Annotated in this window: 25 protein-coding genes; 11 read left to right on the forward strand and 14 right to left on the reverse strand. The window is 38.3% G+C overall.

The features are described from left to right. From ACZ5L8_RS02990 to ACZ5L8_RS03005, 4 genes are all read left to right on the forward strand, one after another. Nucleotides 1-1917 carry an OmpA family protein gene (locus tag ACZ5L8_RS02990; protein WP_464439651.1) on the forward strand — a complete coding sequence of 639 codons (1917 nt, stop codon included), beginning with the start codon at nucleotides 1-3 and terminating at the stop codon, nucleotides 1915-1917. Between the two features lie 110 nt (nucleotides 1918-2027). Next, on the forward strand, nucleotides 2028-2546 hold the full coding sequence (gene idi / locus ACZ5L8_RS02995; RefSeq protein WP_464439652.1) for an isopentenyl-diphosphate Delta-isomerase: 519 nt from the start codon (nucleotides 2028-2030) through the stop codon (nucleotides 2544-2546). Continuing rightward, nucleotides 2543-2953: a 6-pyruvoyl trahydropterin synthase family protein gene (locus tag ACZ5L8_RS03000; protein ID WP_464439654.1), complete on the forward strand. Its 411-nt coding sequence runs from the start codon at nucleotides 2543-2545 to the stop codon at nucleotides 2951-2953. Before idi ends, ACZ5L8_RS03000 begins: the two co-directional genes overlap by 4 nt. Nucleotides 2954-2972: 19 nt before the next feature. Continuing rightward, nucleotides 2973-3932 (forward strand): type I phosphomannose isomerase catalytic subunit, encoded by a 960-nt coding sequence (locus ACZ5L8_RS03005; RefSeq protein WP_464439655.1) that lies wholly within the window; start codon nucleotides 2973-2975, stop codon nucleotides 3930-3932. A gap of 73 nt (nucleotides 3933-4005) precedes the next feature. Here the strand turns inward: ACZ5L8_RS03005 and ACZ5L8_RS03010 are convergent, their stop codons facing one another. The 4 genes from ACZ5L8_RS03010 to ACZ5L8_RS03025 are packed head-to-tail and all read right to left on the reverse strand — an operon-like array spanning nucleotide 4006 to nucleotide 7528. Continuing rightward, on the reverse strand, nucleotides 4006-4752 hold the full coding sequence (locus tag ACZ5L8_RS03010) for a DUF4369 domain-containing protein (protein WP_464439657.1): 747 nt from the start codon (nucleotides 4750-4752) through the stop codon (nucleotides 4006-4008). Nucleotides 4753-4803: 51 nt separating this feature from the next. Then, the gene (locus ACZ5L8_RS03015) at nucleotides 4804-6069 is read right to left on the reverse strand and encodes a DUF819 family protein (protein WP_464439658.1); all 1266 of its coding nucleotides are present in this window, start codon (nucleotides 6067-6069) and stop codon (nucleotides 4804-4806) included. Between the two features lie 37 nt (nucleotides 6070-6106). Beyond that, nucleotides 6107-7039: an alpha/beta hydrolase gene (locus ACZ5L8_RS03020; RefSeq protein ID WP_464439660.1), complete on the reverse strand. Its 933-nt coding sequence runs from the start codon at nucleotides 7037-7039 to the stop codon at nucleotides 6107-6109. Nucleotides 7040-7042: 3 nt separating this feature from the next. Then, nucleotides 7043-7528, reverse strand: coding sequence for a hypothetical protein (locus tag ACZ5L8_RS03025; protein ID WP_464439662.1), 486 nt, complete (start codon nucleotides 7526-7528; stop codon nucleotides 7043-7045). 83 nt (nucleotides 7529-7611) lie between these two features. On the opposite strand from ACZ5L8_RS03025, the gene ACZ5L8_RS03030 reads away from it, so the two are divergent. Continuing rightward, nucleotides 7612-8376: a S1/P1 nuclease gene (locus ACZ5L8_RS03030; protein ID WP_464439664.1), complete on the forward strand. Its 765-nt coding sequence runs from the start codon at nucleotides 7612-7614 to the stop codon at nucleotides 8374-8376. Nucleotides 8377-8384: 8 nt separating this feature from the next. On the opposite strand, the gene ACZ5L8_RS03035 is transcribed toward ACZ5L8_RS03030, so the two are convergent. The 3 genes from ACZ5L8_RS03035 to ACZ5L8_RS03045 all read right to left on the reverse strand — a co-directional run bounded on the left by ACZ5L8_RS03035 (nucleotide 8385) and on the right by ACZ5L8_RS03045 (nucleotide 10927). Next, nucleotides 8385-9260 (reverse strand): helix-turn-helix domain-containing protein, encoded by an 876-nt coding sequence (locus tag ACZ5L8_RS03035; protein WP_464439666.1) that lies wholly within the window; start codon nucleotides 9258-9260, stop codon nucleotides 8385-8387. Between the two features lie 170 nt (nucleotides 9261-9430). Further along, nucleotides 9431-10048, reverse strand: a complete 618-nt coding sequence (locus ACZ5L8_RS03040) for an alpha-ketoglutarate-dependent dioxygenase AlkB family protein (protein ID WP_464439668.1) — start codon at nucleotides 10046-10048, stop codon at nucleotides 9431-9433. Further along, nucleotides 10049-10927: an AraC family transcriptional regulator gene (locus ACZ5L8_RS03045; RefSeq protein ID WP_464439669.1), complete on the reverse strand. Its 879-nt coding sequence runs from the start codon at nucleotides 10925-10927 to the stop codon at nucleotides 10049-10051. A 233-nt stretch (nucleotides 10928-11160) separates the two neighbouring features. Between ACZ5L8_RS03045 and ACZ5L8_RS03050 the strand changes: the two genes are divergently transcribed. Then, a complete protein-coding gene (locus ACZ5L8_RS03050; RefSeq protein ID WP_464439670.1) occupies nucleotides 11161-11736 on the forward strand; it encodes a hypothetical protein in 576 nt (191 codons plus the stop codon). A gap of 55 nt (nucleotides 11737-11791) precedes the next feature. On the opposite strand, the gene ACZ5L8_RS03055 is transcribed toward ACZ5L8_RS03050, so the two are convergent. Both ACZ5L8_RS03055 and ACZ5L8_RS03060 read right to left on the reverse strand, forming a co-directional pair. Then, nucleotides 11792-12151, reverse strand: a complete 360-nt coding sequence (locus ACZ5L8_RS03055; RefSeq protein ID WP_464439671.1) for a DoxX family protein — start codon at nucleotides 12149-12151, stop codon at nucleotides 11792-11794. Nucleotides 12152-12226: 75 nt separating this feature from the next. Continuing rightward, nucleotides 12227-12574 carry a DUF6249 domain-containing protein gene (locus ACZ5L8_RS03060; protein ID WP_464439673.1) on the reverse strand — a complete coding sequence of 116 codons (348 nt, stop codon included), beginning with the start codon at nucleotides 12572-12574 and terminating at the stop codon, nucleotides 12227-12229. A gap of 157 nt (nucleotides 12575-12731) precedes the next feature. Between ACZ5L8_RS03060 and ACZ5L8_RS03065 the strand changes: the two genes are divergently transcribed. Together ACZ5L8_RS03065 and ACZ5L8_RS03070 are read left to right on the forward strand one after the other, a co-directional pair. Then, a complete protein-coding gene (locus ACZ5L8_RS03065) occupies nucleotides 12732-13307 on the forward strand; it encodes an RNA polymerase sigma factor (RefSeq protein ID WP_464439674.1) in 576 nt (191 codons plus the stop codon). Further along, nucleotides 13304-13729: a hypothetical protein gene (locus ACZ5L8_RS03070; protein ID WP_464439675.1), complete on the forward strand. Its 426-nt coding sequence runs from the start codon at nucleotides 13304-13306 to the stop codon at nucleotides 13727-13729. The genes ACZ5L8_RS03065 and ACZ5L8_RS03070 overlap by 4 nt, the downstream gene beginning before the upstream one ends. Here the strand turns inward: ACZ5L8_RS03070 and ACZ5L8_RS03075 are convergent. From ACZ5L8_RS03075 to htpG, 3 genes are all read right to left on the reverse strand, one after another. Next, nucleotides 13719-14531, reverse strand: a complete 813-nt coding sequence (locus ACZ5L8_RS03075; RefSeq protein ID WP_464439676.1) for a hypothetical protein — start codon at nucleotides 14529-14531, stop codon at nucleotides 13719-13721. The two genes, ACZ5L8_RS03070 and ACZ5L8_RS03075, sit on opposite strands and share 11 nt — an antisense overlap. A 10-nt stretch (nucleotides 14532-14541) precedes the next feature. Then, entirely contained in the window at nucleotides 14542-15543 is a 1002-nt protein-coding gene (locus ACZ5L8_RS03080) for a zinc-dependent alcohol dehydrogenase family protein (RefSeq protein ID WP_464439677.1), read from the reverse strand. 130 nt (nucleotides 15544-15673) lie between these two features. Then, on the reverse strand, nucleotides 15674-17560 hold the full coding sequence (htpG, locus tag ACZ5L8_RS03085) for a molecular chaperone HtpG (protein ID WP_464439679.1): 1887 nt from the start codon (nucleotides 17558-17560) through the stop codon (nucleotides 15674-15676). Between the two features lie 205 nt (nucleotides 17561-17765). Between htpG and ACZ5L8_RS03090 the strand changes: the two genes are divergently transcribed. Both ACZ5L8_RS03090 and ACZ5L8_RS03095 read left to right on the forward strand, forming a co-directional pair. Then, entirely contained in the window at nucleotides 17766-18434 is a 669-nt protein-coding gene (locus ACZ5L8_RS03090) for a TetR/AcrR family transcriptional regulator (protein ID WP_464439680.1), read from the forward strand. Then, nucleotides 18434-19750 carry an ABC1 kinase family protein gene (locus tag ACZ5L8_RS03095; RefSeq protein ID WP_464439681.1) on the forward strand — a complete coding sequence of 439 codons (1317 nt, stop codon included), beginning with the start codon at nucleotides 18434-18436 and terminating at the stop codon, nucleotides 19748-19750. The genes ACZ5L8_RS03090 and ACZ5L8_RS03095 overlap by 1 nt, the downstream gene beginning before the upstream one ends. A gap of 35 nt (nucleotides 19751-19785) precedes the next feature. On the opposite strand, the gene ACZ5L8_RS03100 is transcribed toward ACZ5L8_RS03095, so the two are convergent. Then, the gene (locus ACZ5L8_RS03100) at nucleotides 19786-20178 is read right to left on the reverse strand and encodes a DUF3140 domain-containing protein (protein WP_464439682.1); all 393 of its coding nucleotides are present in this window, start codon (nucleotides 20176-20178) and stop codon (nucleotides 19786-19788) included. A 220-nt stretch (nucleotides 20179-20398) separates the two neighbouring features. Here ACZ5L8_RS03100 and ACZ5L8_RS03105 point away from each other — a divergent pair, with 220 nt between their 5' ends. Further along, nucleotides 20399-22036, forward strand: a complete 1638-nt coding sequence (locus tag ACZ5L8_RS03105; protein ID WP_464439683.1) for an amidohydrolase — start codon at nucleotides 20399-20401, stop codon at nucleotides 22034-22036. Here ACZ5L8_RS03105 and ACZ5L8_RS03110 read toward each other — a convergent pair. Further along, the gene (locus tag ACZ5L8_RS03110) at nucleotides 22033-25704 is read right to left on the reverse strand and encodes a hypothetical protein (RefSeq protein ID WP_464439685.1); all 3672 of its coding nucleotides are present in this window, start codon (nucleotides 25702-25704) and stop codon (nucleotides 22033-22035) included. The two genes, ACZ5L8_RS03105 and ACZ5L8_RS03110, sit on opposite strands and share 4 nt — an antisense overlap. Nucleotides 25705-25782: the final 78 nt, after the last annotated feature.

Raw genomic sequence — 25782 nt, forward strand, 5'->3', positions numbered from 1 at the left:
ATGAATAAAGTTTTATCCCTTTCCCTATTACTGTTATCCCTAGCATTCTTTTCCGCGGAAGCGCAAGAAAGAGATATGCAAAAGGCTAACAAGAAGTTTCAACAATATGCCTTTGTAGATTCGCAGCAATTATATCTTAAAGTTGCAAATGAAGGTTACGAGTCTGCAGATCTTTTTGGTAAACTAGGTGATGCATTCTACTTTAATGCAGATTATGCAGAAGCAGCACAATGGTACGCAAAGCTTGTAGAAAAATTCCCTTCAGAGACTACACCAGATCAATTGTTTAGATATGCTCAAGCGCTTAGAGCGGAAGAGAATTATGATCTTTCAAAAAAGTATCTTACTCAATACAATGAGCGTGTTGCAGATGGAGAAGTTTATGATAGTACCGTTGTAGCTGAAGCTAGAAAGGGCTATATGCGTGGGACGTATACAGTTGAAAAAGCTAGTATTAATTCTAAAGGCTATTCAGATTTTTCTCCTGCTTATTATGGTGAGAAACTGTTATTTGCTTCTACAAGAGATACGGGAACTTATACAACTCGTGTACACAAATGGAATGAGCAACCATTTTTAGATTTCTACACCGCAGATCTAAATGATGGTAAAGCGTCTAACCCGCAAAAATTACAAGGAAAGATAAATACACCGTATCACGAGAGTTCTGCTGTTTTATCTGCAGATGGTAGTACTTTGTATTTTACACGTAATAACTATACAAAAGAGCAGTATAAGGAATCTAAATCTGGTACAAACAAGCTTAAGATCTATCAGAGCAAGAAAGATGCAGACGGTAAATGGAGCGAAGCAGAAGAAGTTTCTTTTGACAGCGATGATTATACGGTAGCGCATCCTGCATTATCGCCAGATGGTAAAACCATGTATTTTGCATCTGATATGCCAGGAAGTTTAGGGCAGTCTGACCTTTGGAAAGTTGCGATTAATGATGATGGCTCTTTTGGAATTCCTCAAAACTTAGGTTCTAAGGTAAATACTCCTGGAAGAGAGAACTTCCCTTATGTTTCGGCAAATGGAAATATCTATTTCTCAACAGACGGTCGTCCTGGATTAGGTGGTCTTGATGTGTATGTTATAGATGCTCAAACTAACACGATGTATAACGTGGGTGAGCCTATTAACAGTGAGAAAGATGACTTCAGCTTTATCATTAATGAAGAAGATAATACTGGTTTCTTTGCGACAAACAGATCAAACGATCCGCTGGATGATGATATTTATAGCTTTATTAAAACAGGATGCGAGTCTATCGTTAATATTACTGTTATAGATAAAGTAAGTAAAGAACCATTGCCAGGAGCAACTGTAGGAATTCGTGATATTAATAATGATCTAGTAGAATCAGGAGAAGCTGTGGCCCCAGATGCATTATATGTGTTTGACGATCCAGATTGCGGCGCAGATTATTTCGCAAGAGCGGAAATGGAAGGATACAATACTGCAGAGAAACACTTCATGGTTCCTGATACGTCAACAGAATTAAATGTTACTATCGAATTAGAACCTAGTGTTACCGAAATCCCACCAGGATTTGACATAGGTAAACTGCTTAACCCTATATTATTTGATTTTGATAAATCATACATAAGACCAGATGCAGCTGTAGAACTTGCTAAGGTTATTGAAGTACTTAAAGAATATCCTACGCTTAAGATAGATGTACGTTCTCACACAGATAGTCGTGGTAGTGATAGCTATAACTTGGCTTTATCACAAAGACGTAATGACTCTACCATTAAGTATATTATTGAAAAAGGAGGAATTTCTCCTGATAGAGTTACAGGTAGAGGATATGGAGAAACGCAACTTGTTAACGAATGTAGTAACGGTGTAGACTGTTCAGCGGCCCAACATCAGTTGAACAGGAGAAGCGAGTTTATCGTTATGGAAGATTAAGTTTTAAAAAGAAATAAAATAGATACGCTTCGCCTATAAAGCCTTCCTTCTGGAAGGCTTTTCTTTTTTGCCTATGTTGCAATTTTGTACTTTTAGACAAAAATTAGCACATGCCAGAAGAATTGGTAATTCTAGTAAATGAAAAAGATGAGCAAATAGGGCTCATGCCAAAAATGGAAGCACATGAAAAAGCATTACTCCATAGAGCTTTTTCGGTTTTTGTTTTTAATGATAAAAAAGAACTTCTCATTCAGCAGCGCGCTTTAGATAAGTATCATTCTCCAGGATTGTGGACAAATACTTGCTGCAGTCATCAACGTGAAGGTGAAACAAATGTACAAGCAGGAGAACGCCGTTTAATGGAAGAAATGGGCTTTACGACTCCGCTTAAAGATTCTATTTCATTTATTTACAAAGCACCATTTGACAATGGTCTTACAGAACACGAATACGATCATATTCTTTTAGGAGATTTTAATGATGAGCCTAATATTAATCCAGAAGAAGTAGCTGCATACAAATGGGTAGAACTCGATGAACTTAAAAGTGATATCGCAAACAACCCACAGGAATATACAGCTTGGTTTAAGATCATCTTTGATAAGTTTTACAATCACATCAATATATGAGAGCTACAGTAAAGCGTAAAGCGCATTTTAACGCCGCTCACAGGCTTTTTAATAAAGACTGGGATGATAATAAGAACTTTGATGTTTTCGGTAAATGCAGCTATCCTAATTACCATGGGCATAATTATGAAATGATCGTGGCTGTCACTGGTGAGATCGATCCTGTTACGGGATTTGTTTATGATATTAATCAACTCAAAAATCTCATTAAGACAGAAGTAGAAGACGCTTTTGATCACAAGAACCTTAATCTTGATGTGCCGGAGTTTAAAGAACTCAATCCCACAGCAGAAAATATAAGTGTTGTGATCTACAAAAAACTAAAGAGTAAAATTGATCCAGTGTTTGATCTGGAGATCACCTTATACGAAACACCTCGCAATATGGTAACCTACCGCGGGGAATAACAAAAACTAAAAACTAAAAATGAAACTATATCCATTAACCTTTCAACCGGTTCTTAAAGAGAAGATCTGGGGTGGAACAAAACTAAAATCGCTTTTTGACAAAGGCAATGATCCAAAAGCTCCCGTAGGAGAGAGTTGGGAAATCGCAGATCTAGACGAAGGTCAGAGCATCGTAGATCAAGGCGAGCTTAAAGGAAAAACACTTCAAGAGGTGATCAATCTTGATCCTAATGCATTGCTAGGTACATCTGTGCACGAGCGTTTCGGGGATCGTTTTCCTTTGTTAATCAAGTTTATTGACGCTGCAAAAGATCTTTCGATACAAGTGCATCCTACAGATGAGACTTCGCCTACCGGCACGGGTAAAACAGAGATGTGGTACATCATGCAGGCAGATCCAGGAGCAAAACTTACTGTAGGTTTTAAAGAGCAATCTTCTAAGGAGGCTTTCGCCAAAAACATTGAGACGCTTACCGTAGAAGAAGCAATGGATGAGCACGTAGTAACGCCAGGAGATTCATTTTTTATCAACGCCGGAAGAATTCACGCAATAGGTGGAGGAGTGCTGCTTGCTGAAATTCAGCAGACCTCTGATGTTACCTATCGAGTTTATGATTACAACCGCCCAGATGCAGATGGTAATTTACGCGAACTTCATATAGAAGAATCTCTTGATGTTCTTGATTTTGAGCCAACACAAGATTTTAAATTAGATTATGATAAAGTTGAGAACGCAACACAGGTTCTTAAACATCACACCTATTTTAAAACAGATTGGTTACATCTTGTAAATGATACTTACCGTGTAAACAGATCAATAAGTTTCACGATCTTGATCGCTGTAGCTGGTGAGATGAAATACACCTTTGAAGGTGAGACAAAAATGCTTAAAGTAGGACAGACACTATTGATCCCTGCAACTTGTGGAGAAGTGAATATCGAAGCAGAAGATTGTACTTTGCTTGAGGTTCACCTGTAGATCACAAAGAGATCGGTAATAAAAAAGGCTGTCTAACGACAGCCTTTTTTGTTTTCGATATTTTATTTCTCAATTATTTTGAGATCGTATCTACAGTTTTTTCAACAACCTTGGGAGCTTGCTCTTTCTTAGATTGCTCTATAAGTTCTTTAAGGTTCTCACCGTACATAGATTTTTGTGCTTTTCGCGAAAGCGAAGAATATATAGTATCTAGATACTTCACGTTAGCATCATAAATTTCAGAAACGGCTAGATAAGGCGCTACTTCTAGTTCTTTGTTCTGTAAAGCAAAATTTACTGTATAAAGGTATTTGCGCACCATTAAACGCTCTAGCTGATTGTCGTAGAACATAATGCTGTCTTCAACTTCATTTTTGCGAGCGTCAAAGCTTTTCTGGATCAACTCAAGGTTGCGGCTATTAAACTTGTTAAGCATCGTTTTATACTCATCAAGTTTGTTTTGATTAACCGATCCTGTGATCGCTGCCTGACTTTCAAAATTCTTCAAAGAAGTATTAAGTGTCATTTCTCCCGGTTCTGCAAAAAACATGATACGATCATCATATTCTGATTGATCTACCTTCTCAAGATACAGATACAAGATCTGCGGTTCTTTAAGATCTGTGTGAAATTCAAACGTAGGATCGCCGTCTACAACAAGACTGTCTAGATTGATAAGTAAGGTGTCTTCAACTTTTTGTAGGTAGATGGTTCCTTTTTTAAGACCATTTACTTTTCCACTCAAAGTGAAATCGTGATTACCTGTACATGAAGCAAGCAATACTACAACTAGAAGACTGAAAAGGGATTTTTTAAACATTATTTTGCTAGGATTAAGGGCTGCAAATATGTACATTTTTTAAAAGATATACTAGTGCATTGAAGCCATTTCCATCAACACCGTGCAGAGGTATGCTCCCCAGGTTCCCACAGCGTAGCCTAAAACGGCAAGTAACACGCCCACAGTGGTCAATGACGGGTGGAAGGCCGCTGCTACCACAGGAGCAGATGCTGCGCCGCCCACATTTGCTTGACTTCCTACCGCTAAAAAGAAATAAGGAGCTTTAAGTAATTTTGCAACACCTATCATTAAAACCGCATGGATAAACATCCAGATCAAGCCTATTGCGAGAAGACCAGGATTATCTGCGATCATGGTAAGATCCATTTTCATGCCTATGGTTGCCACCAAAATGTAAATAAAAATACTTCCTATTTTACTAGCGCCAGCGCCTTCATATTTTTTCACCGGAGTGAAAGAGAGAATAATACCTATTATAGTTGAAAGTGAGATCATCCAGAAAAAAGTGGATGTAAATGAAGCAAGCGACGAACTCTTATCACTGAAAACCTCAAAGTTGGCGATCAAAAAATTAGAAATACCATCGGCGCCAAAATGAGCAAAACCTACAGCTCCAAAGGCGACTCCTAGCATAATAATATAATCTGGCAAAGTGGGATTTCTTTTTACACTATTCTCAAAAGCGATAACTCTTTCTTTTAAGGCAGTGATAGCAGAAGAGTCTGCTTTTAAAAATTTATCGATAGCTTCGGTTTTGCCTATTCCTAGAATTACGATCGCCATCCATAGATTAGCTACCACAATATCTACAAAAACCATCCCGCCGTATTTCTCAGGATTGTATTCAAAAATCTCTAGCATTGCCGCTTGATTCGCACCACCGCCTATCCAGCTGCCGGCAAGAGTTGATAATCCGCGCCATATGGCATCAGGACCAGCGCCACCCACAGTTTCTGGCGAGATCGCAGAGACTATTAAGATCGCTATAGGTCCACCTATTATAATTCCCACAGTTCCTGTAAAAAATAGAATAAGCGCTTTAGGACCTAGATTATAAATGGCTTTAAGGTCAATGCTCAATGTCATTAAAACAAGCGAAGCTGGTAAGAGATATCTACTTGCTACAAAATATAAATTAGAGATTTCTGGGTCTATTATTTTTGCCGTGCTGAGCAATGACGGCAGTAAATAACACAAAAGAATCCCCGGAACGATCTTATAAAAGGTCTTGAAAAAAGGTGTTTCAATTTTCTGCGTGTAGAATACGATCGCAAGACAAAGCATTAAAAGACCAAAAACAACAGCGTCATTAGCGATCAGGGGCAGTTCTTTCATGAAAAAGGTGTTAGAAACTGCAAAATAGTAAAATGTCTTATTCTTTTAAAAACACAGCAACACTATCAATAAGCTGTGGAATCACTGGTCTATATGTTTCTTGATAAGATTTAGAATTTTCAAGATCGTCACCGGTAATTTCTTTAAGCACATGATTCATATTCTCGATGTGCAGACGTTGCGCACTGGTATTTTTTGCCGCAAGGCTATCACCCTCAGCTTTGCTTACTTGTAGATCTTTTGAGCCGGTTATGATCAAGATAGGCATTTTCATCTCTGCGATGACCGCTGATGGGTCATATTGCATCCAGCTGTTCATAAACGGTTGAACTGACGGTCTAAAAATAGAAGCTAAAAACGGATTATAATTTGTGGTGGAGCCGTTCTCTCTTATTTCTTTAAATGCATTTTTTGCATTCTCAGTAAGGCCCGGAGCTGTGTTATTGATTTGATCAACCACGACCTCGTCAATAGGTTTTCCTGCTCCTGCGAGTAAAACCACTTTTTTAACGATCGAGTCTTGCGTAGCGGCTAATTGAGCTACCAGCGCGCCTTGGCTGTGTCCCACAAATGAGATGTTTGTGTATCCGGATTTCGCCAAAAATCTTGCGACTTCCTTAGCATCGTCTACAAATTGATCAAAATGTACTTTGTTTTCGTCAAAGTTTTTACTTCGTATCTGCGCCAGCAAACGCTTGTCATACCTGAAGGTTGAAACACCTTCTTTACATAAACCTTGCGCAAGTAACTTTAATGAATTGTTGTTAAGCGTAGGCTGATTTCCATCTCTGTCTGTAGGTCCAGAACCGGGAATGATTATCGCAATAGGATCGTTAAATGAATTTGTAGAAGGAGTTAATAAAGTGCCCTCAACAAGCGGAGAAATTCGTAAAATATTGCTTTCGCACTCTTGTGAAAAACCAATACTTGCGATGAATAAAGTAAAAAGAAAAGCGAATGTAACTTTCAAGTCTTAAGCGTTTTTAAATTGATTTATGATCTCTTCTGCTTTTCTAGGACGTTGTGTTCCTAGAAGCAAAGTGTTCCCATCCTGTAATACAATTTGAATGCCAACTTTACCTTTTACACTTAGCGCTTTCTTCTTTCTTAGTGTCAATCTGTAACCCCAACCGCCAAAGTCTTTAATTGGGTTATAAGTCACAATTTCTATCGCGCTAATCTTATCCCACGATAGCGTTCTGTATTTAATATGAAATGGGAAGAATTTATATTGAACTCCGGTTTTATCGATGATCACCGTGAGTTTAAAAAGCAGGTAAATGATCAAAAATATAGCGATAATAAGCACTACACTTATGATCACAGAGATAATCTCTACTTGATTATCTGGCCAGATATCCTCTGAAAATAAGGGGCTGAGCGCTACAATAAGAATTACCAAAAATAAAATTCGTAACCACCACTGGTCAAAACGCTGGGTTTCTTTGAATTGCTGCATGTACACAAATAATTTACTCAAAGATAACTGAAACTACTTACGAGATATAGGATATTAACGCTAGGTTTGCAGAAAATTGATATATGAAAAATACTTTTTTCTTTTTGTTCGTTTTGGCAGCAATGAACATGCATGCCTTAGATTGGGGTAGAAAAGGCCATGCGGCCGTTGCATACATCGCAGAAGAGAACCTTTCGCTTGAAGCGAAAGAAAAAATCGAACAAATTCTAGGAGATGTAGACCTTGCTGATGTCGCTAGTTACGCAGATGAGATCAAGAGAGACCCTCAATATAGAAAATTCAGTCCGTGGCATTATGTGAACATGGAGCCGGGCGAGGATTATGTAGATTCTAAGAAGAGTGAAAGCGGTGATCTTGTTGTGGCTATAGCCAAATGTAAAGAGGTGCTTACAGATAAATCTTCAAGTGTTGAAGACAAAGCGTTTTACCTTAAACTTTTGATTCATTTTATAGGTGATCTGCATCAACCATTACATTGCGGTGTTGCTGAGAATAAAGGAGGAAACTCTATACAAGTGCAATACAGAGGAAAAGGTACAAACCTACATTCGCTTTGGGATACAAAGATCCTAGAAGATGTTGATGGAGATTATAAAGCTTTTGGGCCGGTTAAAAACAAAAAGCTGTACAAGAAATATGCTAAAGGCGATGTTCTTGATTGGGTTAAAGAATCTCAAGATTTAGCGAATAATGTAGTTTATCCTTCAGTTAAAGTAGGGCAGAAGTTGTCTGACGATTACTTTAATGAATTTACTCCTATCATTGAGCAGCAGATAAAAAAAGGAGGATACAGGCTAGCCTATATCCTCAATTCAATTTTTGAATAATAGTAAAGTTAATTCGCCACTTCTTGCAATTGTTCCTTGTATTGACGAGGAGTGGTTTCTTCATATTTTTTAAAGATCCTTGTCATGTGGCTTTCATCAGTAAAGCCTAGTTGTGACGAGATCTGCGATACAGTAAAATCTGTTGTTCTAAGACGATGCTTTATAATATCTAGTTTATAAAGCAATATAAAGTGATGCAGTGATTTACCTGTATGTTTCTTAAAGTAGTTGCTCATCGTGCTATTAGTCATATTAAACTTGCTAGCAAGTGATGAGATCTTCATGCGATGTGGCTCGTATACATGCTTATGTATGTACTCCACGATTTCTTCGATAGGTTCTTTCTTAGTCTTTTCGACCTGTGGAACTTCTCTTATTACATAAAGATTTCTTGAGATAATACTTAAAATGGTACTTACCATATTAGAGACTACCTGCATATAGAACTCACGCTTAGCCTCACGCTCTTTAAGTATCAAGCCATACAATTTCCATATAAACTCTCTATCTCTTTCATTCTCGATGAAATGTCCTGGCTTAAGATCCATTTTTTGCAGAATGAATTCAATATGACGCAGCCAGTACTCTCTATCTGGGAAGTTAAGCCTAGTAGAAAACAATTTGTCTAAGAAAGAAATAACACAAATTGTTGAAGGTTCATTAACGGAAATCTCATAAGCCGTGTTAGGCGGTACGAGAAATACGTTTTGTGGTCTGTAGCCAAATGTTGTGCCTTGAGTTCTATAAACTCCTTGTCCGTTCTCAATAAAGATTATCTGGAGGTAAGCATTCTTATTTGCTTCTTCAGTCATTTCTACTGAAGGAGACTCCCGATATTCTTTCCTGGAGATTTTAAGGACATCTGCAATGTTAAAAGTATCCATGAAGTAAAGTTGTTGGTCGACGAAAGGTATATTTTGATTGATAAATATTTCTTTCTCAGTTTGCTAGAAAATACTAGTATGTAACAAATTAATAAAAAAAAACCATTCCATACCATAAAAATTTGTAGGAATTAATTTGTTAAAAAAAATTAACATAATTTTAGCGTACGTTAAACGATAAACCTAAATGTTAAGTTAATTCTAGAATCTACTTTTTTCTTGGTTTTTGGGATGCAGTGTTGCCAGTAATGCTGCGTGGTTCCTGACATGAGAAGTAAACTACCTGATTTTAAAGGGATATCGATCTTAATTTTGTGATCCTTCTTTAGACGTATTCTAAATTTACGGATTTCCCCAAAACTTACAGACGCAATTACCGGATTTTGACCTAATTCTGGCTCGTCATCTGCATGCCAACCGTTACTATCGTCTCCATTTCTGTAAAGATTTGATAAACAGGAGTTAAAGTTATATTCTGGATAGTTAGTTTTTATGCGTTTTTTGATGTCATTTATAGGGGGTAAAAATGGCTTAGAATGCATCGTAATTCCAGAATAAGAGTAGGTCTTACCATTATCGGAAAAAAGTGCTGTTAATCGAGGTTGTGGATAGATCTTGCCAAAAACTTTGACATCGTCCTGTTGCCATTCTATTTTATGGAGTAATTCTTCGTAGAGTTTTTTGGCTGCAGCCAAAGAATAAAAATCTGGTATGTATTGAATTTTGCAATGCGGTAAGGCATCTAGCTGGTCTTGCAGATCATTATGTGACTCACCAAAGAGATCCATTTATGAAACTACATATTTAAGTTCGTTGCGATAAGTAGAAGGTGTCTTCCCGGTAAACTTTTTAAACTGCTTATTAAAATGACTGAAGTTGTTGAAGCCACTTTCAAAACAAACTTCTGTAATACTTATTTGTCGCTCGTGAAGAAGTTTTGCAGCGTGTACTAATCTATATTCGTTAACGAATTGTGTAAAAGTCTTATTTGTGATCTTCTTAAAGTAACGGCAAAATGCTGGTACGGTCATGCTTACCTTCTGTGCGATCTCTTCTAAAGTGATCTGTCTTTTAAATTCTTCTTTTACAAAGTTGAAGATAATATTGATCCTATTATTGTCTTGTAGTTCTGTTTCAAGAATAAAACCTTGTGCGTTAAGCACGGTATAATCATCTGTTTCTTCTAGAAGCTTTAATATATTAAGGAGACTCATAAGACGTTTAAAGCTGTTACTGTCTTTTAATGTGTCTATAAGTTCGCCCACCATACGCTTTGCTTCCCCATGAAAAACGATGCCCATCTTTGCACGTTCAAATAAAGCCTTAATACTGCGCATCTCTGGAATGTCAAAAAACTGCTGACCTAAAAAGTCTGGATGCATCTGTATTACCGTCTCGCTCTCGTAGTTATTAAGCGTATCTGTAAAACCGCAGTGAGGTAAATTACTACCAATTAAAATAAGGTCGCCATTGCGGTAGTATGATAAATGACTGCCTATTTGCCTTTTACCCGTTCCTCCTTTTACATATACAAGCTCTAATTCTGGGTGATAATGCCAAAAATTCTGACTATTGTTCTCATTAAACTGATCGTAGGTTCTAAATAAAAAAGAACTTCCGAAGCCAGGTTCAATTTTTTCAAGAGCTGGTTTTAAAGGTTTTGACATGAGACGGGTTTTAAGTAAAGTTAAATTTTATCAATTTTTATTACTGATGCTATATTAACCTTGATATATATTTTTTTCACATCGATCAGTTTAAACTATACTCTAGGGTTAAAATAGTACATATTCTTGTTCAGGGTGGACTATTTTGCAACGCTTTACTGCCATACTTTTGAACCAGGATTTAAATAACTAAATCCATTTAGTCATTTATAAACCCCGTAATACAAACTACTATGAAAAATTTATTCATCATTGCCCTTCTTTTTTTAGGTCTTACTGCAAATGCTTCTGATCTTCTTAATTTAAGCATTTCTGCAGAAAATGAAATCGTAACTGTTTCTTACAAGAACATCATAAACACTTCTAAGTTAAAACTTATTGACAACGAAGGTAATGTTCTTTTTAATGAAACTGTAGAACCAGCAGGATACTATAAGCGTTCTTTTAATATTAACAACCTTCCTGATGGTGAGTACTTAGTTGCTCTTGAAAATACAAGCTCAATCTCTTATGCTACTATTAAAAAAGGAATTAATGGTATTGAGATGATCTCTGATCCTAAAAACAATGTTGTTTTTAAACCAAGCTATAAAGTAGAAGATAAAATGGTAATGCTATCTGTAACTAACCCTGAAACTACTAAAGCTAGCATCAGCGTTTACAATCAAGATGGTATTCTTGTAGGATCTACAACTTCTAGAGACCTTATTGTTAAAGCTTCTTTCAATTTTGCAGAAGCGCCAACTGGAAATTACATCATCACAGTTGCTATCAACAATGAGATCTTTACTCACGAGATAGAACTATAATTACCCCATAATTTAGACTTTAAAAAGCTTCTGCAATGCAGGAGCTTTTTTTTGTTTAGTAAGGTAAATAGAAGTATGCCCAATATATCAAGAAGAACTGCAAGAAAACGCGGCTCCATAAAAGCCACTTGGGTAAATTAAGTCCGGCTTTTTTACTAGATAGCATATAAAAATGCACAAGCATAAATACTGCTAGCATTAATATGATCAAGTAAATGGCGATATTTTTAGTCTCTGGTATGCAAACTGCAACTCCCAAAATAATCTCAGCTAAGCCGCTGAGGTAAACTAATGTTTTATGCGCTGGCAAATAACGAGGCATGATTCTCATATATGCCTTTGGTTTAATAAAATGAATAATGCCGGCAATCACATACATGCCGCCCATTAAATAAAGATGCCAGGGAAATTGCATAAGGTCTTTTCTTTTAAAAATAAAAAAACACCTGCATTTCTACAGGTGTTTTAACTACTAAGATCAATTTACTAACTATTTGATCAATTTCTTTGTGAGGAAGAAGCCCACTACAAGCGATAATCCCGCCATAATAAATATAGAAGAACCGATTATAATACCATTGTCTCTAGGAGTAAAGGCTGTAGAAATAAAGAATCCTAATAACATTCCTAAACCAACGCCGGCAGAAAGTAATCCTAGATTAAGGATGATCACCTTCCATACAGGTGGCGCTTCGCGATTAGGCTTATGCCCAAAAATACTTGCATCTGCTCCCTTCTCAATAAGCGCGAGGCGTTCTTTGTTACGTGTGCTAAAGTGCAGGTAACAAATCCCAAAGATGACAAGGAATAAACAGATAAAAACGATCATTGCTTCCATAAAGTTCTATTTTTTAATTGATTTTGTGTTTTGCTCTTATGACGGCAGGTTTCAAGATCTGGTTACAACTTTTTTTAAAAATTTTGCATTTTCTCATTTTTCAGAAAAAAGTCAACCAATTTTGTAACCAAAATTTCTTATCCCGGTCTTAGCTAATATGAACCATCAGGACGACCATGACATCATCGCCCGTGTGCTTGCAGGCAATACGCAGGATTTTGCAGTATTGGTGCGCAAGTATGAGCAATATGTTTACACGTTGTGCCTTCGTATGGTTAAGAATAGGGAAGAGGCAGAAGAGTTAGCGCAAGATGTATTTGTCAAAGCGTATCAAAAGTTATCCAGCTTCAGGAAGGAATCAAAATTCTCAACCTGGTTGTATCGCGTGACGTATAATCGTTGTTTAGATTTTTTGGCTGCAGCCAAAAGAAAAAAATACACAGAAGATATAGAGCAAATCTCAGGATTTGAGTTAGCGCAAACCGAGCATGCTTTAGACCTTTTGCACAAAAAAGAGCGAACGGCACATTTGCAAAAATGCTTAGATAAACTGCCTGAAGACGAAGCGTTTTTGATCACCGTTTTTTATTTTGAGGAACGCAGTGTCAATGAAATTGCCGAAATTACAGAGATGTCACCAAGCAATGTCAAAGTAAAATTATACAGAGCAAGAAAGAAATTATTCAGTTTGCTTAGCGCAGAATTGTTTCACGAAAAAAAATCAGTGTCATGAACAAAGATGAAAAAGAATTAGAGCGACTTAGCGACAAGTTTTTGCAGGATCTAGCGCATGAAAAACCCGCACTAGATTTTTCCAGCAAGGTAATGCTACAAGTAGAAGCGCTTGAAACTCGTGAGGTTGATAGCTCGTATTTTCAATATAAACCGCTAATTTCTAAAAGCGGTTGGTGGGCGATATTTATCACGGTTTTTGCCGGGATTTTTGCAATAGTTTACCACTACACGGGTATGGGAAAAAGAGATGTTCTCTCAAATATCACTGATGAGTTTATAACCAAATTAGACTCGATCAACTTCCCAGAATTACCTGACCTGCCGCAATGGATCGCACCGATCATGATCACCGCAACAATTTTACTTGCTGTAGATCTTATCTTCATCAAACACCTATTTAATAAGAAATTTAATCTATAACAGTAGCGCCTTCTGGCGTTTGGAAAAAGTCATCTTCAGCTTCAGAAAAGGTTACATTATCTAGCGATGCCATCCCAATGGGAGCGCCAGTTACACCGTTTTCTTTGCTCCAATTGTAGAATTCCCAGTGGTGCGCGATTGGGATTTCGTCAACATCTTTGTACCCAGAATATACAATGGCATGCGGAGCTTCTTCTGCTTTTTCCTGCGTTTTATTAAAAGTCACGATATAAGCCGTAGCTCTCACAAGCTGATCGTTATTCACATATCCCACATACCAATCATCAGGAGAATCGCCAGTACCATCCTCAAATTTTAGCGTGAATGTTTCGTAGGATTTACTCATGAGTGAGTCTTTTTCGCTTAAAGCGAAAACAGCTCCCGGATCACTTAGCTTGTATGGAAAAGCGAAAAAATAGGGCCATGTAAACAGGTCAAAACGATCATTTGTAAGATTGTCAGCCTGCGTTGAAAACATTTTATCACCGTTATAAAGCAAGATAGTTCCATCTTGTTTTTCAACCTTTATTTTACCGCTGTTTGTCAACATGGATACTTTGCCGTTAAATCTGGTCTTGCCTCCAAAATCGAGCTTGAGATCAAAAGAAACCATCTCATGATCTGTGAAATCTTGCTTGTGATGTGCTTTCTCAATACCAGCTACGATCGCATTTTCTATAGATGGTGCGCCATCGCCAATGCCACCATTAGGTTCAACCGGCATCATATCTTGATTCTTCGTATCGTTTTTACAGCTGGTCAAGATCGCGAGTATCAGTAAGCTAAAAATGTATTTTCTCATGTGGATTGTTTTAAACGGTAACTACGATCTTTCCTTTTTGCTGGTTACTTTCCATGTATTTGTGGGCTTCCACGATGTTTTCAAGCGGGAAGGTGGTGTCGATTGTGGGATTTAATTTGGCATTCGCCAAAGCGCTATAAATCCAATCTCTCGCTTCTTTAAGTCGGTGAGGATCCATGGTAAGTTCAAATAGTGTGTATCCTTTAAAAGTCAATCCGTTTTTAAGAAGGTTGAATAGAGGAAAAGGCGTTTCTTCAGGAGAAAGTTTGCCGTAGATGATGAGTTTTCCACCTTTGGCCAGCGAGCCAGCAAGATCTTTTACTATGCTTCCCGCAACGGGATCAAAAGCTAGGTCAGCACCTTTGCCATTTGTAATCTGCTTTACCCGTTCTTGAATGTCTTCATCATCTGTAACGATCACATGATCAGCGCCAGCGTCTAGCAGATGCTGTTTTTTTTCTTGTGTTCGTGTTGTTGCGATCGCTGTTGCGCCAAGGGCTTTTGCAATTTCAATAGATGCGTGGCCCACACTACTACTTGCTGCAGTAATGATCACGGTAGAATTTTCGTTCATCTTGCCATAATCTACCAGCGCGCCATATGACGTGAGATATTGCATCCAGATGCTTGTAGCTTCTTCATAAGACAAGCGATCTGGAAAATGACTTACCGCTTGCACAGGTACAAGAGCATGCTCGCCATAAACGCCATAACTCTTCATGCTAAACGCCGGGATGGTACTTACCTTATCGCCAATTTTAAAACCTTCTACATCTTCGCCTAGCGCTTCTATTGTTCCGCTACATTCATAACCTATACCTGATGGAAGTTCTGGTCTTTCTAGGTAATTACCGTTTCTAAAGGCAACTTCGGCACGGTTTAACCCTATGGCTTTTACATTGATCAATACTTCGCCACGTTGAGGTAATGGCAACTCTATTTCTTCAAGTTTCAATACTTCTGCGGAACCCGTTTCATGAAAACGTACAACTCTGGTTTTATGTGTAGACATGGCTTTCTTTTTCTTTAAAAATACCCATTACAAGATGGACGACCTAGCGTACTAACAAAGTTTTTACAATAAAAAAAGGACCGCTGTGTAGCGATCCTTCTGGTTTTATTTTTTTGGCTTTAAGCCAAAACTACTTTATCATCTCGTAAGAGCGTTTTACAAAGTTTGTAAGCGCTTCACCCTTAAGAAGTCCTTGAGAAAGTTTTGCAAGATCTAGCGATTGATTGATCAATCTTTCTTGTTTTTTCTTAGTCTTCGTGTTGAGGATCTCGTTTACGAGTTCGTGGTTTACATTCACAACAATGTTGTACATATCTGGCATGTTACCCATACCAAACATACCGCCACCGCCAGATTGTTGCATCTCTTTCATACGACGCATAAACTCTGGTTGTGTGATCATAAATGGAGCAGCGTTGCTATCCATCGCTTCAAGTTTCACCGTGTAGTTGCTATCGCTTATTGTCTCTTCAAGCGTGGTTTTTAAGCTCTCTTTTTCTTCATCTGAAAGTTTTGAGATCTGCTCTTCATCTTTATTGATAAGATTATCCACGTTGTCAGAATCTACGCGTACAAAGCTAATGTTCTCTTTGCTTGACTCTAATTTCTGGATCAAGTGAGAAATAATCGGAGAATCTAGTAACAACACTTCATAACCTTTGGCTTTAGCCGCCTCGATATACTGATGCTGCGCTTCTTGATTAGAAGCATAAAGCACGATGAGTTTATTGTCTTTGTCGGTTTGATTTTCTTTGATCTTCTCAACTAATTCGTCGTAGGTGAAGAACTGTCCATCAACGGTAGGATACAATGCGAATTTGTCAGCTTTCTCAAAGAATTTATCTTCAGTAAGCATACCGTACTCGATCACAACTTTGATGTCATTCCACTTTTGTTCAAAGTCTGCACGATCATCATTAAATAGCGATTTAAGCTTATCTGCAACCTTACGCGTGATGTAGCTGCTTATTTTCTTCACAGCGCCATCTGCTTGCAAGTAACTTCTACTTACGTTAAGCGGAATGTCTGGAGAGTCTATCACTCCACGAAGCATGGTTAAGAACTCAGGAACGATACCCTCAACGTTATCAGTTACAAAAACCTGGTTTTGATACAGCTGGATCTTGTCTTTTTGCATCGCGATATCCTGGCTTAGCTTAGGGAAATAAAGAATACCCGTAAGGTTAAAAGGATAATCTACATTAAGGTGAATGTGGAATAACGGCTCTTCAAACTGCATAGGATACAGTTCGCGGTAAAACTCGTTATAATCTTTTTCCTCAAGTTCTGTAGGTTGCTTTGTCCATGCCGGTGTGGGATTGTTGATGATATTATCAACGGTTGTAGTCTCTGGCTTAGCATCTTCGGCAGCATCCTCAGGAAGTGGCAATTCTTCTTCTTTAGTACCAAATTTTATAGGCACTGGCATAAACTTGTTGTACTTAACAAGTAGTTCGCTAATGCGTCCTTCTTCAAGAAATTCTTTCTCATCATTGCTGATGTGTAAGATGATCTCTGTACCGCGATCTTGCTTGTCTGCCTCAGTAAGTTCAAACTCTGGAGAACCATCGCAAACCCAATGTGCGGCAGGCTCATCTTTAAATGATTTTGTGATGATCTCTACTTTATCTGCAACCATAAATGCAGAATAGAAACCAAGACCAAAATGCCCAATGATACCGCTATCTTTAGCAGAATCCTTGTATTTATCTAAAAACTCTTCAGCGCCAGAAAATGCAACTTCGTTGATGTATTTCTGTACTTCATCAGCGGTCATACCTAGACCTTGATCGATCACGTGAAGCGTATTATTCTCTTTGTTGATCTTAACCTCGATCACGGGATTACCATATTCTACTGATGCTTCACCAATGTTAGTAAGGTGCTTTAATTTAAGCGTTGCATCAGTTGCATTAGAGATCAACTCTCTTAAGAATATTTCGTGATCACTGTAAAGAAACTTTTTGATCAGCGGAAAAATATTCTCAACTGAAACATTAATCTTTCCTGTAGACATGTTGTTGTATTAAATTTTATGTGCCTTGCGGCGAAATTATACTTCGTTCTTTTGGCGTAAGCCAATCAAAATAAATACCATCTAAAACTGAGTGACAAACTGGCATGAATTTCATTTATTCTGAAAGAACTTTAACTCAAAATTTTGTTTAATAGTTTTTAGAATAAGTTAAACAGAAGTAATTTTACTAAAACTGTAAATAGCTATGGCAAAGACAAAAACAGCAACAAAGTCAAAAGTAAAAGTGACAGATGAGCTTATCATCAACCTTTATATGGATCATGTGCTAGAGCATGGTGAGCGACCTGCAACTGTGTATGCTTTTTGTAAAAAATACGATTTGCAGGAAAATGAATTTTACGAGCATTTTGGATCATTTGAAGGGATACGAGAGCAAATCTGGATCAATCTTTTTGCGCATACGCACAAGGTTCTTGAAAAAGATAAGCAGTATGAGCAATATGCTAATCGCGAAAAAATGTTGTCTTTTTTCTACACCTTTTTTGAAATGTTGACAGCAAATAGAAGCTATGTGCTTTTTACACTGCAAGAGGATAAAAACAGTTTGAAGAATTTAAAACAGTTAAAACCTCTGCGCACAAAAATGCGTGAATTCGCTTCAACATTGATCGAGACTTCTAATGAAGAAAAGTCATACAAAGTAGCTAAAAATCCTGTTTCAATCTTTAGTGAAGGTGCATGGGTGCAAATGTTATTCTTATTAAAATATTGGATGGAAGATAACAGTCCAAAATTTGAGAAAACAGATGTTGCGATAGAGAAATCTGTTAATGTGATCTTTGATGTGTTTGATACTACTCCGCTAGAGAGCGTGTTAGATTTTGGGAAGTTCTTATTTAAAGAAAGACTGTAGTGAAAACGATAGATCACATACCAACAAATAAGATTCAGCGGGCTAGCGAACTGGTAAAAACCGGTGTGAAGATAGGCGGGAATTATGCCAAGTATTACGGTAAAAAAGTATTTGACCGTGATCTTACTCGCGATGAGTTAAACGAAGACAACGCCGAGGATATTTACGACAGTCTAAAAAGTCTTAAAGGTAGCGCGCTTAAAGTGGCACAAATGCTCAGCATGGAAAAACACATCATGCCTAAGCAATATGTTGAGAAATTCAGTTTATCACAATTTTCAGTTCCACCGCTTTCTGGGCCGCTAGTTAAAAAGACTTTTAAAAAATATTTGGGTAAAAACCCAGAAGATATTTATGATGAGTTTGAGCCAGAGAGCATAAATGCTGCGAGCATTGGCCAAGTGCACAGAGCTTATAAAGATGGCAAAAAATTAGCCGTGAAAATCCAATATCCTGGTGTGGCAGATAGCATTAGCAGTGATCTTGCTTTAGTGAAACCCATCGCAACGCGTATGTTTAACTTACGTGGAAAGGACAAAGAAAAATACTTTAAAGAAGTTGAAGCTAAACTTCTAGAAGAAACAAATTATAATCTAGAAGTAGAGCAAAGTATCGCTATTACAAAAGCGTGTAGCGTGATACCAAATTTAAGATTCCCTAAATATTATCCAGAACTTTCTAGTGAGCGCATTATCACGATGGACTGGATGGATGGTGTTCACCTTAGTGAGTTTGTAAAAGAGAATACAGATCACAATGTTGCAGATAGAGTAGGGCAGACGCTTTGGGATTTCTACATGTATCAAATGCATGTTTTAAAACAAGTGCATGCAGATCCACATCCAGGAAATTTTCTTGTAGATAAAGAAGGTAATTTAATTGCAATAGATTTTGGATGTATTAAGAAAGTTCCGCAAGAATTTTACGACCCATATTTTGAACTCGCTAAACCAGAGAACATTAATGATCCTGATGTTTTTATGGAAAAGATGTTTGAGCTCGAGATCTTAAAAGATGAAGATTCTCCTGAAGAATTAAAGTTTTTTTCAGAATTATTTCATGAGATGTTGAGTACTTTTACAAAACCATTTCATCATGAAGAGTTCAACTTTGGCGATAAGCGCTTCTTTGATGAGATCGCTGCTTTAAGCGATAAGTATAGCAAAGACACACAGTTAAGAAAAATGAATGGTAACAGAGGTAGTAAACACTTCTTGTATATAAATAGAACGTTCTTTGGCCTTTATAATCTAATGCACGATATAGGTGCAAAAGTTGAGGTCAATAACTTTAAAAAATATTCAGACGTAGTCTGAGACGATTATTGGTTAGGTTGTTTTGAAAGGCGTGCTCAAAATCTTGAGTTGCGCCTTTCATTTTTTGTAGACCTAGAGTCAAAAAAATGGCTAGAGTTCTGGCCGCCTTCTTTCCTGATGTCATAGCCCAAGTTTCTCAAACTATTTTCCCAGTCTAGCTTTTGATTAGGTTCGCGATTGCGACTGCGCTTAAGATAACGCAAGCGTTGTAACATGATCTGCAAAAACTGGCAATCTGCGCTATTCACGTCAGCAAGAGGTTTCATCAGCAAACGCAGCATTTTTTTGCTTTGTTCAAGACTTGGTGAATCCTTATAATTTGCCACAGCAATAGGCGCAATATCCGTGCGCAACCATGCGCCCAACTCTGTGGGAGACATATTTATCGCTTGGTGCAATTCCTTATATACGCGGTCTTTTGCAATCAAAGGTCAATTTTTGATGTAAATCTAAAAGAGATTCAGAAATACACAACTACCATTATATTAAGTTTAGGTAAAGTTTATCAAGAAATTAATAACGCTGGTAATCTGGTTTTTATCGCTTTCGCGAAAGCGACTCACACACGATAACAATTCATAAAAGCAGCTTAAAAAGGATGATTTCTCGTCTGTCTGCGCCTATTTTTGCAAAAAAATAAAACTAACCATGAAAAAAATAGTGTTATCTCTTGCGGCCGTACTCTCATTGTATGCTTGCAAAAAAGAACCAGTAAAACAAGAATTAGTAGATCTAATGCTTGTAAACGGTAAGATCTACACGGTAGACAGCACATTCTCTAATGCGACTGCTTTTGCCATAAAAGACGGGAAATTCGTTGCCGTAGGAACTAATAAAGAGATCCGCGATAAATATGATGCAGATAGCGTGATCGACGCCAGCGGTAAAACTATTTTACCAGGATTGATCGATGCGCATTGTCATTTTTATAGAATGGGTATCACGATGCAAAGCGTGAATTTGCAAGGAACACGCAGTTATGAAGAAGTTCAGGAGCGTGTGATGCAGTTTCAGGCGCGCAATCCTAGTAATTTTATTTACGGTCGCGGTTGGGATCAGAACGATTGGGAAACAAAAGAATTCCCTACAAAAGACAGACTTGACGAACTGTTTAAAAATGTTCCTGTTGTACTTCAGCGAATTGACGGTCATGCGATCTTGGCAAATCAATATGCGCTAGATCTTGCAAAAGTGAACAACAGCACGTCAATAGAAGGCGGCGAGGTTGTAAAAAAAGACGGCAAGATCACCGGCGTTCTAATTGATAATGCAATGCAACCTGTGCTAGACATTCTTCCAGAAATGGATAAAAAACAACAAGTAAAAGCGCTTATGGATGCGCAGCACGCTTGTTTTGAATTTGGTTTAACCACAGTAAATGATGCGGGAATAAGCCGAGAAACCATTGAGCTGATTGATAGTTTACAAAAAGCTGATGCGCTAGACATGCGTATTTATGCGATGATCAGTAACACAGCTGCAGACGTAGATCATTACATTAAAAACGGAGTTTACAAAACTGGAAAACTCGACGTTCGATCAGTTAAAGTGTATGGCGACGGCGCTTTAGGAAGTAGAGGAGCAGCTCTTAGAAAACCATATTCTGATCGTGAGAATCACTTTGGTGCGATGGTTACGCCTGTAGATAGCATTAAGTCTTTAGCGAAGAAATTAGCCGCAACAGATTTTCAGATGAATACGCACGCCATTGGCGATAGTGCAAATCATGTTGTGCTTTCCACGTATAAAGAAGCGCTGAGCGGTAAATCAGATCGTCGCTGGAAGGTAGAGCATGCGCAAGTGATCTCTCCAGAAGATTTTAAGTTTTTTAATGATAATATTTTGCCATCTGTACAGCCTACGCATGCCACAAGCGATATGTATTGGGCCGAAGAAAGATTAGGAGAAGAGCGTATGCACGGCGCTTATGATTACAAGAAACTGCTAGATCAAGCCGGTGTTATCGCATTAGGAACAGATTTTCCTGTTGAGGCGATCAATCCATTTTTTACATTTTATGCCGCTGTAGCGCGAAAAGATCTAGAAGGAACTCCAGAAGAAGGATTTCAAAAAAGTGGTGCTTTGAGTAGGGAAGAAGCCTTGAGGGGTATGACTATCTGGGCTGCCTATTCAAACTTTGAAGAAAATGAAAAAGGTAGCATAGAAGCCGGCAAGTTTGCCGACTTCATTATGATGGATAAAGATATCATGACGATAAATCTTGATCAAGTGCCTTCGCTAGAAGTTGATAAAGTGTACTTAGGTGGTAAAAAAGTAAAAGGTTAAAAACCTACTTGAAACCTAAATGTGAGTCGGCCGCCTTCATCGCTGGTAAAGTAATTAACGCCAGAGTTGAAGATGCCGCTCATACCAAAGTTCACACCACCACCATAGCTATTGTGCCACATAGATGAGGTATCGTTTTTAAGCCATACGCGTCCCACATCATAACCCACATAACCCGAAATTCTCAATGGGAATATTCGGGTTTTTAATGGCTTAAATTTATAGCTGAGGTCTACATTTCCCACAAGAGAATTCTGCCCAGTAAAGCGATACATTCTGTATCCTCTAAGGCCGTTGTCACTGCCCAATCTTGCCGCTTGAAAAAATGGAATATCGTCTCCAAAACGCAATTGCGCTTCCGCAGATGTTTTGATCACAAGATCCCTATGATTATCTATCGCATTCCAGAAGGTAAGCCGCTGGTCTGCGCCTAAGGTATTTTGGCTTAAAGCCAAATTATCTGCATAAAAACCTCTTGCGCTAAAATGCATCCCGCGGGTAGGGTAAAGCTCGTCGTCTACGCTATGATACCAGTATTTTGCATGCGCCACACCATAACGAGCCACTGTGTTCTCTGCAGGAAAATCAAGCGCTGGCGAATTCTCTGCTTCAACGCCTTGATACAAAACTCCGGCTTCAAAACTGCTGCCATAATCACCATGATGATAAATGCTGGCGCCCGCATTGTAGCGTTGCATTAAAATTCTGTTTGCATTAAAATCGTTGAGTTCTTGCGTTTCGTTACCAAAACCAAAGAAATTCTCAGTGTAATTATTGCTGGTCAAGCGTCCAGAAAATTTGAGATTCCAGTTTGGGATCACGTGCGCAAAATGCAATTCTGCATTAAGATCAACGGCGCGAGTAAGCGAGTGATATTTTGCCTCAACCGTATATAAACTTGTAAACGGATTGCGCTCATATCCCATTTTTTTCTTCCCAACAAGCAATCGTGGAATAAATCCCAGATCAGGATTATAGGATAGATCGATCTCAAATTCTTTAGTCACATCTGGTTCGCGCTCTGTGTCATAAATGTGATTTTCATACACATCGTTCATTCTAAACCTAGCGCCGCCGCGCTCTACGATCTCATTCTCACCAGACTTCTGATCATAAATGGTCAAGCCATCACCGTTCTTAATATCATATTTGTCATCGCCTAAACCACCAGAAATTATGATCTTGATCTTTGCGTCACCATCGCCAGTTGCGGTAAATGTATCGTCATCATCCAGACCATAGATCCATATTTCCTCGGTTTCACTTCCGTGAAAAGTACGATCAAATATCACCTTATCTTCATCATCATCTTTGATGCGTTTTGCTGTGATTCTCGTGTCACCGCCAGGTAATCTTTCAATGGTGAAAGCGTCATCTTTATCAGTTCCTGTAAGCGTTTGAAACTTTATAAAATGGTCATAATATCTTTTTACGATATCTTTTAGGTTTTGCTTTCGCGAAAGCAAATCTTCTTGGATCTTGCTCCATACTTCATCCTGTGTTTCTTTAGGCATTTCGGCGAAAGCCTTACGCACAACCTCTGGAGTTATATTCTTTTGAATAGAGTCTACCTGTGCAAGCCATTCTTCTTTAGTCGACTTCTGTAATAGTGCGCGATCCAGGTTAATGGCACTTTTACTGAAACCTTCAATATATTCTATATCCGGGCCGTATTTACCAAACTGTCTTGTGCTGCCTATCATCTTCTGAGCGGTCTCAAGAAATTTACCGTCAAAGTTTGCAAAAACCTGATCGCGATCCCGTGGAATGGCAACAAAAATGGTGTTGTCTCCTTCTTCATCTTCATTCTCTAGCTCGGCCCATCGCCATTGATCTTCATGACGATCCCAATCGCCCACAAGCATATCAAATATCCTCGCTCGTATGTAACTAGGTTCGTCAACGTAATTCTCTTCATCTTCTCTTATTTTTTCAAAGAGATCTGCTGTACTTTCTACATCTTCATTAAACCCGAACATATGAGTATCATTGAAGTCTGAGTCTGGTTTCTCAACGATCATGTATAATCTGTCGCCGTGCAGCTCATTAAAATCTCCTAATGCCTTTTGCTTCGGGATAGAGAATAATTTAGGGTGCGTGTGATTAAGACCTGTGGCACCGGCTAATCTTGGTATTGCAAAAGCACCATACGGATTTGCAGCGGTATAAAAATCTTCAATAAGTTCTTCTGGTAGCGTTGCGCTAAAGTATTTCTTAGCATCTAGATCGTCATAACCGGCAGAATGCAGCAGCGCATAAGGATCTTTTGCGATGGCACGCATATTATACTCTTTGTCATTTTTATCAACTAATCTTAAAGATTGCGTTTGATGACCGCCACCGGCACGTTCCACTTTGAGTCCGCCATAAAGCGTATCTAGAATTACCGCCGGAGCTTCTACTTCAAGACCGTATAAATAACGATAATGTTTCCCCCAGAGTTTCTCGTAAGATTTTTTCACTTTCACGTCTTCTGGTGGATAAACAGACGATTTGTATTTAGCTTTAAAAGCAACCGGCAGACTATCTATATTGTACGCTTCAGGTTTTTTAAAGCTTTGATGTTTGTATGCGGTTTTTAGTTTTCCGTTTTCTAGAAGGTGATAGATCACTTCAGAAGATTCATCATCAAAGAGACGTAGTTCTACAAAACCTGGTTTCCCCGAAAGGAAAAAACCATCCTTACCTAATCTTGCAGCTTCAGTATCACCGGCTGTACCAGAGATAATTTGGCGCAAGCCATCATGCTCTATATACTGCAAAGATTGCTCATGTGCCGAAAGTACAAATACACGCGGCGCTTGATCTGTGATGCTTTTAATTTCTTGCATCAGGGCATTCATCCGTGGGTTGAACTGATCTTGTTTAGAAATACCGCCTTGTGATCTAATGAAAGAATATAAAAATCCGGGGCCAGGCAGATAAAGATTCTGCGCCGAAGGTTTGTAGATCGCATCGCCAGCGATCTCGCCGCCGTAAATTCCGTTTGAGTATAACGGGTGATGCATTAGAAGTAAAATATTCTTGTGACGAGCCTTGCGCACCGCATCTTTAAGCCTGAACAAAAACTGCTCTCTGGTTTTGATCTGGCATTTATCGTTCAGTTTTTTCTTTTTGTTCCAATCCTCAAGATACCATTGTGAATCTATTGCAAGGATTATCGTCTCATCATCCACTTCAACTTCTTCTAGTGGACACGCATTTTCTGGTAAAAATTGATTGTCTTTGCCTGTAATTTCTTCGATCTGATCTTCCAGATCTTCAATATTATCTGGCGAGCGTTCATGCCATTCATGATCTCCAGGCAACATGATAAACTTTCCGGGGAATTGTTTTGCAAGTGCTAGCTGAGGTTTGAGATAATCGCCCAGTTTGTCTGATGAGACTTTATCACGTTTAAGATTATCTCCTAAAAAGAATAGGTAATCATCTTCAGCTGCATTTGTAGCGGTGTAATCATTTATCGCTTGTAGAAGTTCGGCATTAGGCTCATCATCGCCAGAACCCGCATTACCCAGCATAAAATAACTGGTGTAATTTTCATGATCTTGAGTTAAGGAATATGTCTGATCTTTCTCTTCTGGTAGTCTGTAACGCGTATTTGTTGTTGCACAAGAGAGCACAAAAAACAACACAAAAAATGAGGGTAAGTATTTATATCGGGGCATTTTTTATTTGGCTTTAAGCCAAAATACCTCTTTAATAATTACTTTATTCTCAACATATTCTTAAAACCGATGAACGAC

It is taken from the genome of Leeuwenhoekiella obamensis, from assembly GCF_055391795.1.